Source organism: Sphingopyxis sp. KK2, assembly GCF_001990265.1.
GTDB lineage: Bacteria > Pseudomonadota > Alphaproteobacteria > Sphingomonadales > Sphingomonadaceae > Sphingopyxis.
The window spans coordinates 1-7,136 of record NZ_LYVN01000174.1 but is presented as its reverse complement, the minus strand read 5'-3'; the positions used below and the strand labels follow the sequence as shown (position 1 = coordinate 7,136).

Annotated in this window: 5 protein-coding genes; 3 read left to right on the top strand and 2 right to left on the bottom strand. The window is 70.3% G+C overall.

What is annotated here, in order from left to right; all coding sequences use genetic code 11:
* The 3 genes from B1A78_RS19345 to trxA form a co-directional block, all read left to right on the top strand.
* On the top strand, nt 1–1,442 hold a 1,442-nt coding region (locus tag B1A78_RS19345), incomplete at its 5' end, for a PD-(D/E)XK nuclease family protein (RefSeq protein ID WP_179102099.1).
* The gene (gene addA / locus B1A78_RS19340; protein ID WP_077148525.1) at nt 1,439–4,897 is read left to right on the top strand and encodes a double-strand break repair helicase AddA; all 3,459 of its coding nucleotides are present in this window, start codon (nt 1,439–1,441) and stop codon (nt 4,895–4,897) included. The genes B1A78_RS19345 and addA, both read left to right, overlap by 4 nt.
* A gap of 63 nt (nt 4,898–4,960) precedes the next feature.
* Complete coding sequence (gene trxA / locus B1A78_RS19335) at nt 4,961–5,281, top strand: thioredoxin TrxA (RefSeq protein WP_077148524.1); 321 nt, start codon at nt 4,961–4,963, stop codon at nt 5,279–5,281.
* Between the two features lie 37 nt (nt 5,282–5,318).
* Here trxA and B1A78_RS19330 read toward each other — a convergent pair whose 3' ends face one another.
* Nucleotides 5,319–5,930 carry a glutathione S-transferase family protein gene (locus tag B1A78_RS19330; protein WP_077148523.1) on the bottom strand — a complete coding sequence of 204 codons (612 nt, stop codon included), beginning with the start codon at nt 5,928–5,930 and terminating at the stop codon, nt 5,319–5,321.
* Nucleotides 5,931–5,934: 4 nt separating this feature from the next.
* Nucleotides 5,935–7,128 (bottom strand): bifunctional glutamate N-acetyltransferase/amino-acid acetyltransferase ArgJ, encoded by a 1,194-nt coding sequence (gene argJ / locus B1A78_RS19325; RefSeq protein WP_077148526.1) that lies wholly within the window; start codon nt 7,126–7,128, stop codon nt 5,935–5,937.
* Nucleotides 7,129–7,136 lie beyond the last annotated feature (8 nt).

The following is a 7,136-nucleotide window of genomic DNA, read 5'->3' as shown; positions in this document are numbered from 1 at the left end:
TGGGGCTCGACTGGCTGACCGGCGATGCGGTGTGGGCGGGGCCGGCGGGGCGCCAGCCTGCCGACCTGTTCGATCGCTGGGCGCTCGCAAAAGGCGCGGGGCCGGCGCTCGTCATGCCGACCGATTTTCCCGCGATGCTCGCCGACCTGCTGGGAGGCGAGAGTGTCCGCCCACCCTATGGCGGGCATCCGCGATTGTTCATCTGGGGGTTGCTCGAGGCGCGGCTGCAGCGCGCCGATGTGATGATCCTCGGCGGGCTCGACGAGGGGCGCTGGCCGCAGGCGCTGAGCCCCGACCCCTGGCTCGCGCCGGGTATCCGCCGCCTGCTCGGCCTCGCGGCGCCCGAGCGACAGCAGGGCATGGCGGCGCACGACTTTGCAGGCGCGCTCGCGGCGCGCAAGGTGGTCGTGACGCGCGCGCAGCGCAGCGGCGGCGACCCGGCGGTCGCCTCGCGCTTCTGGCTGCGGCTGAGCGCGCTCGCGGGCGAATTGCCCGAAGCGACGATTGCGGGGCAGCCGGTGGCGGGACTGGCGGCGCTGCTCGATGTGCCGCCGGGCGATCCGTTGCCGGCGGTCCGGCCTGCGGTCGTGCCGCCCGCGGAGGCGCGGCCCGATGCGATCAGCGTCACCGGGGTCGACCAGCTCGCGCGCGATCCCTTCGCCTTTTACGCGGCGAAGATATTGCGGCTGAGCGCGCTCGACCCGCTGAGCCAAGGCCCCGATGCCAAATGGTTCGGGACGCGGGTGCACCAGCTGCTCGAGGATTGGCAGCGCGCCGGGATGACCGAAGCGGCGCTGGAGAAGGAACTGGCGGCGCTCGCCGCCGACCCGGCGCTCGACGCGCTGGCGCGCGCCTTCTGGTTGCCGCGTATCGTTCCGTCGCTGCGCTGGGCGGCGGAGCGGGTGTGGGCGGAGCGCGAGATGCGCTGGCCGGTCGCGACCGAGGTCAAGGGCGCGATGGTGGTGGACGGCATCCGGCTGCACGGCAAGGCCGACCGCATCGACCAGCTGGCCGACGGCAGCTTCGCGATCGTCGATTACAAGAGCGGCGCGGCGCCGTCGGGCACCGCGGCGGCGGCGGGGCTCGACAACCAGCTCGGACTGCTCGGGCTGATCGCCGAGGCGGGGCAGGCCGACGGGCTCGACGCGGCGCAGGTCGGAGCCCTCGAATATTGGAGCCTGAAGCGCGACCGCGCGAAGGGCGAGGAGGGCAAGGTGTCGCCGACGCATGGTGGGCGGCGGGCGCTCAAGACCGCCGAGGAAGCCGTCGAGCGCGCGGCCGAAGCGCTCGCCGATCTCAGCGCGCGCTTCCTGCTCGGGCAGGAGCCGTTCGTGCCGGGCGATGCGGGGCGGCGCTATACCGATTTCGACCAGCTGATGCGGCGCGACGAATGGTTCGGGCGCGGCGACGGCGGCGCGAATGAGGAGGGCGGCGCGGCATGACGCGGCTCTTCGATCTCGACCCCGGGCAGAGCGCGGCGGCGAACCCCGATGACCATGTCTGGCTCGGCGCCTCGGCGGGTACCGGCAAGACGCAGGTGCTGTCGGCGCGCGTGCTGCGGCTGATGCTCGGTGGGGTGTCGCCAGAGGCGATCCTCTGCATCACCTTCACCAAGGCGGGCGCGGCCGAAATGGCGCACCGCATCCATGAGCGGCTGGCCTTGTGGGTGCGGATGGACGACGGCGACCTGCGGCTCGACCTGCGCGCGCTGGGCGCCGACTGGGACACCCCCGGCATCCTCGACCGCGCACGGTCGCTGTTCGCGACGGTGATCGACAGCCCGGGCGGCGCGATCCGCGTCCAGACGATCCACAGCTTCTGCCAGACTCTGCTCGCGAGCTTTCCGCTCGAAGCAAAAATCCTGCCGGGCTTTCGCCCGCTCGAGGACAGCGAGGCGAGCGCGTTGCAGCGCGAGGTGCTCGGCAAGCTGCTCGGTCGGCAGGACGCCGATGGCGATGCGATGCGCAGCATCGCGGCGATGCTGTCGCGGCGGATGGGGCAGGATGCTGCGATCGCCTTCCTCGTGCGCTGCGCCGGGCGTTTCGGCGGCGCCGACCAGCCGCGGATTGCGCCGAAGGCGGGCGATGTGCGCGATGCACTCGGCCTGCCGCAGGGCGATGCCGCAGCCTTTCAGGTCGCCGCGCTCGAACGCGGACTGGTCGCCGACACCGATATCGCGGCGGTCGCGGCGAGCGGGCGCGCTTGGGGCACCAAGACCGGCGATGCGCGCGCCGAACTGATGGGCGACTGGCTGCGCGCCGACCCCGCCGGTCGCGGGGCGATGCTCGCGGCACTGCGCGGTTGCTTCGTGACCGGGACCGGCGAACTGCGCGCCGATTTCGTCAAGGAAACGGCCAAGATGCACGATTGCCTCGGCGCCGCGACGCGGATCGTCGGCGCGGTCGACGCGCTCGTCGCGACCGCAGCGGCGATGGCGGTCGCCGACGATCTGGCCGCGGCGTGGGATTTGGGGAGCCGCTTTGCCGAGGCCTATGCGCTCGCCAAGCGCGAGGCGGGGCTTGCCGACTTCGACGATTTGATCGGCATCGCGCTGCACCTGCTCGGGCGCGGCGATTTCGGCGACTGGGTGCGCTTCAAGCTCGACCAGCGCACCGACCATATATTGGTCGACGAGGCGCAGGACACCAATGCGCGGCAATGGGCGATCGTCCTGTCGCTCGCCGAGGAGTTCTTCGCCGGGCAGGGTGCAAAGGACGAGCGTGTCCGCACGATGTTCACCGTCGGCGACCGCAAGCAGGCTATCTTCGGCTTCCAGGGCACCGAGCCCGCGGCGTTCGAGGCGGCACGAATCCGCTTCGGCGAGCGCGCGGCGGAGGGCGGGCGACCGTTCGAAGATGTCGACCTGGTGACCAATTACCGGTCGAGTCCCGCGGTGCTCGACGTGGTCGATCGATGGATCGCGTCGCGTGCGACCGAATTGATGGGGCTCGACAGCGACGAGCCGCCGCACCTGCCGTTCAAGAGCGAGCATCCGGGGCGGGTCGAATTGTGGCAGCCGCTGCCGGTCGGCAAGGCGCTCGAGGGAGCCGAAGACGAGATCGAGGTCGAGGAAAGCGACGACGGCGAGGGCGCGCCGCCCACCGACGCCCTCGCCGCCGCGAGCGATCCCGCGAGCCTGCGGCTGTCGCGCGCGATCGCCGACGAGGTGCAGGACTGGATCGCCAACGGCAAGGACGGGCGCAGCGTAGCGCCGGGCGATGTGCTGATCCTCGTGCGGCGGCGCCGCGATCTTGCGGCGCGGATCGTCGCGCGGTTGCAGTCGCGCCATGTGCCGGTGGCGGGTGTCGACCGCTTCGCGCTGACCCAGCCGCTCGCCGTACAGGACCTGCTCGCGGCGATGCGCTTTGCGGTGCAGCCGCTCGACGATCTCAACCTGTCGGCGCTGCTCGTCTCGCCGCTGTTCGGATGGTCGCAGGAGGCGCTGTTCGGCTTTGCCCATGCGCGGCAATCGTCGCTGTGGGGCGCGCTGCGTGATCGCGAGGCGGAGGTTCCGGCGGAGACGATGGTTGCGCTGCGAGACCTGCTCGGCATGGCCGATTTCACCACGCCCTTCCGCTTCCTCGATCGCCTTTTGTCGGGGCCGATCGACGGGCGGCGCAAGCTCTATGCGCGGCTGGGGCGCGAGGCGCGCGACCCGATCGACGAACTGCTCGCACAGGCATTGGCCTTCGAGCAACTCGAGGTTCCGTCGCTGCTCGGCTTCCTGACGCGGATCGATGCGAGCACCGCCGACATCAAGCGCCAGACCGAGGCGCGCAGCGACGTCGTGCGCGTGATGACGGTGCATGGGTCGAAGGGGTTGCAGGCGCCGATCGTCATCCTCGCCGATGCGACCGACGATCCGGCGTCGAAGCGGCTGAGTTTCGACCTGTCGCTGAACGGCTGGAACAAATTGCCTGCCTTCGCGCTCGGCAAGGAGGAGCGCCACGGCAAGGTCGCCGAGGCGCATGACGCGAAGGCGCGCGCCGAGTTGCAGGAGCATTGGCGGCTGCTTTACGTGGCGATGACGCGCGCCGAGGAATTGCTCGTCGTGACGGGGACCACCAAGACCGCCGACCGGACGCTGCCCGCCGACAATTGGCACGGCGCGGTCGATGCGGTGATGGAAGGCATGGGACTCGACTGGGAAGATGCCGGGCCGCGCTGGGGACGGAAGCGCGTCCATGCGGTGCACGCGAAGAAATGGGCGCGGGCGGCGAAGGCGAAGGGGCCGGTCGCGGCGCCCGTCGTTGTTCCCGACTGGGCGCATCGGCCCGCCCCCGAGGAAGCGCGGCCGCCGCGTCCGCTCGCGCCGTCGGCGCTGGGCGAGGATGATGTCGCGGTACCGCCGCAGGGCACGGCGCGCGCCGATGCGGTATCGCGCGGGTTGCTGCTCCACGCGCTGTTCGAGCGGTTGCCGCCGGTGGCGCCGGCGCGGCGGCGCGCGGCGGCGCTGCACTGGCTGGGGGTGCAGGCGTCCGACCTCGACGCGGCGGCGCATGGCGCGCTGGTCGACGAGGTGCTCGCGGTGATCGAGGATCCCGCGCATGCGTCGATCTTCGGACCGGGATCGCTCGCCGAGGTGCCGCTGTCGGCGGTGGTTGACGGCGCGGTGGTCGCGGGGATCGTCGACCGGCTGCTCGTCACCGATGAAGCGGTGATGGTGGTCGATTACAAGACCGGGCGACATGTGCCCGCGTCGGCCGATGAGGTCGCGCCGGCGTATCTGCGGCAGATGGCGGCGTATCGCGATGCGCTGGCGGTGATCTTTCCCGGGCGGCGGATCGCGGCGGCGTTGCTCTACACCGCGGGGCCGACGCTGATCGTGCTCGATGATGCGGTGCTCGCGCTGCACAAGCCGGGCTTGCTGGCAACCAAGGCGAATTTGCCGGGTTGAGGACTTGAGCCGGACGCGCCGACTGCCTAGCTTGGGACCAAGCAGAATTTCAGGAGACACCCTATGGGTACGAAAGCGATTACCGACGCGAGCTTCCAGGCCGACGTCCTCGACAGCGACACCCCCGTGCTCGTCGATTTCTGGGCCGAATGGTGCGGCCCGTGCAAAATGATCGGCCCCTCGCTCGAAGAAATTTCGGACGAACTCGCCGGCAAGGTCGTGATCGCCAAGATCAACATCGACGACAATCCCGACGCGCCGGGCAAATATGGCGTGCGCGGTATCCCGACGATGATCCTGTTCAAGAACGGCGAGATCGCCGAGACCAAGGTCGGCGCGGCGCCGAAGAGCGCACTCAAGGGCTGGCTCGAAAGCGCGCTCTGATCGCGCGATGGCCCCGGTTTCGGCCGGGGCCGCCTTCTCAGGTCAGCGGGATCATCACCTGTTCGGCATAGCCGGGCCGCGTCTTGATCCGCGCATACCAGTCTTCGACATGAGCCAGCGCGGGGCGCTCGATATCGAGCGAGAACCAGGTGTGGGCATAGACGCCCATCGGAATGTCGCCGATCCCGAAATCACTGCCCGACAGCCAGCGTGAGTGCGCGAGCGCGGCGTCGAGGATCGCCATCTGCGCGGCGCAGCGCTTTGCCGAGGCGGCGATCGCGGCGGGGTCGCGATCCTCGGGCGCCTTGCGGACGAGGCCCATGAAGGCGTCGCGCTGCGCGTCGGCATAGCCCGCCTGCCAATCCATCCATTTGTCGCCGACGGCGCGGGCGGCGGGATCGGTCGGCCAGAAAAGGTCGCCCCCATGTTTCGCGGCGAGGTAGCGCAGGATCGCATTCGATTCCCACAACGTGACGTCGCCGTCGTCGATCGTCGGGATCAGCGCGTTGGGATTCTTGGCGCGATAGGCCGCGTCCATGCCGAACGCGCCGCCGACGTCGTGGCGCACGAAGTCGATGCCGAGCTCGACCGCGAACCACGCGACCTTCTTCACATTGTGCGAATTGAGGCGGCCCCAGATCGTCAGCATCGGCTCAGCTCCGGTAATCGGCGTTGATGCTGATGTAGCCGTGCGTCAGGTCGCAGGTCCATACGGTCGCGCGGCCGTCGCCGAGTCCGAGGTCGGCGCCGATGCGGACTTCGAGGCCCTTGAGGTGCGCGGCGACCGGCGCTTCGTCATAGCCGTCGACGGGCAGGCCCTGTTTCGCGACCCAATGGTCGCCGAAGCGGATCGCGAGGCGGTCGCGGTCGGCGGGTTCGCCGGCCTTGCCCACCGCCATCACGACGCGGCCCCAGTTGGCGTCCTCGCCGGCGATCGCGGTCTTCACGAGCGGCGAATTGGCGATGGCGAGCGCGACGCGCTTGGCGCTGTGGTCGTCGGCCGCACCGGTCACCTGAATCTCGATGAATTTCGACGCGCCCTCGCCGTCGCGCACGACCTGGTGCGCGAGGTCGAGCGACACTTGGCGGATCGCGGCGTAGAGCGCGTCGGCGCCGGCATCGTCCCACGATTCGAGAACCGGATTGCCGGCTTGCCCGGTGGCGAAGAGCAGCACGGTGTCGCTGGTCGAGGTGTCGCTGTCGACGGTGATGCTGTTGAAGCTGCCGCCGGTCGCCTCCGTCAGCATCGCCTGCAGCAGCGGCGGCGCGACCGCGGCGTCGGTGAAGATATAGCCGAGCATCGTCGCCATGTCGGGGGCGATCATGCCCGATCCCTTGACGATGCCCGCGACCTGCACAGTGCGCTCGCCGATCACCGCGCGCGCGGCCGATCCCTTGGCGAAGGTGTCGGTCGTGCAGATGGTTTCGGCGGCGGCCTCCCATGTGCAGGGCGCGGCGGTGAGCACGGCCTCGACCCCGGCGCGCGCTTTGTCCTTGGGCAGCGGCACGCCGATGACGCCGGTCGAGCTGACGAAGACGTCGGTGGCTGCGCAGCCGAGATGGTCGGCGACCTGGCCCATGATCTGTTCGACCGCTTCGCGCCCGCGATAGCCGGTGAAGGCGTTGCTGTTGCCCGCGTTGACGATCAGCGCGCGGGCGGTGCCGTCCTTGACCTGCTCGCGGCCGAGTTCGACTTCGGACGAGCAGCAGACATTGCGCGTGAAGACCCCCGCGACGGCGGTGCCCGGGGCGAGTTCGGCGTAGGTGAGGTCGCAGCGGTCCCAATTCTTGTAGTGCGCGCGCGCGACGCGCAGCGTCACGCCGGCGATGTCGGGGAGCGCGCGCACTACAAGAA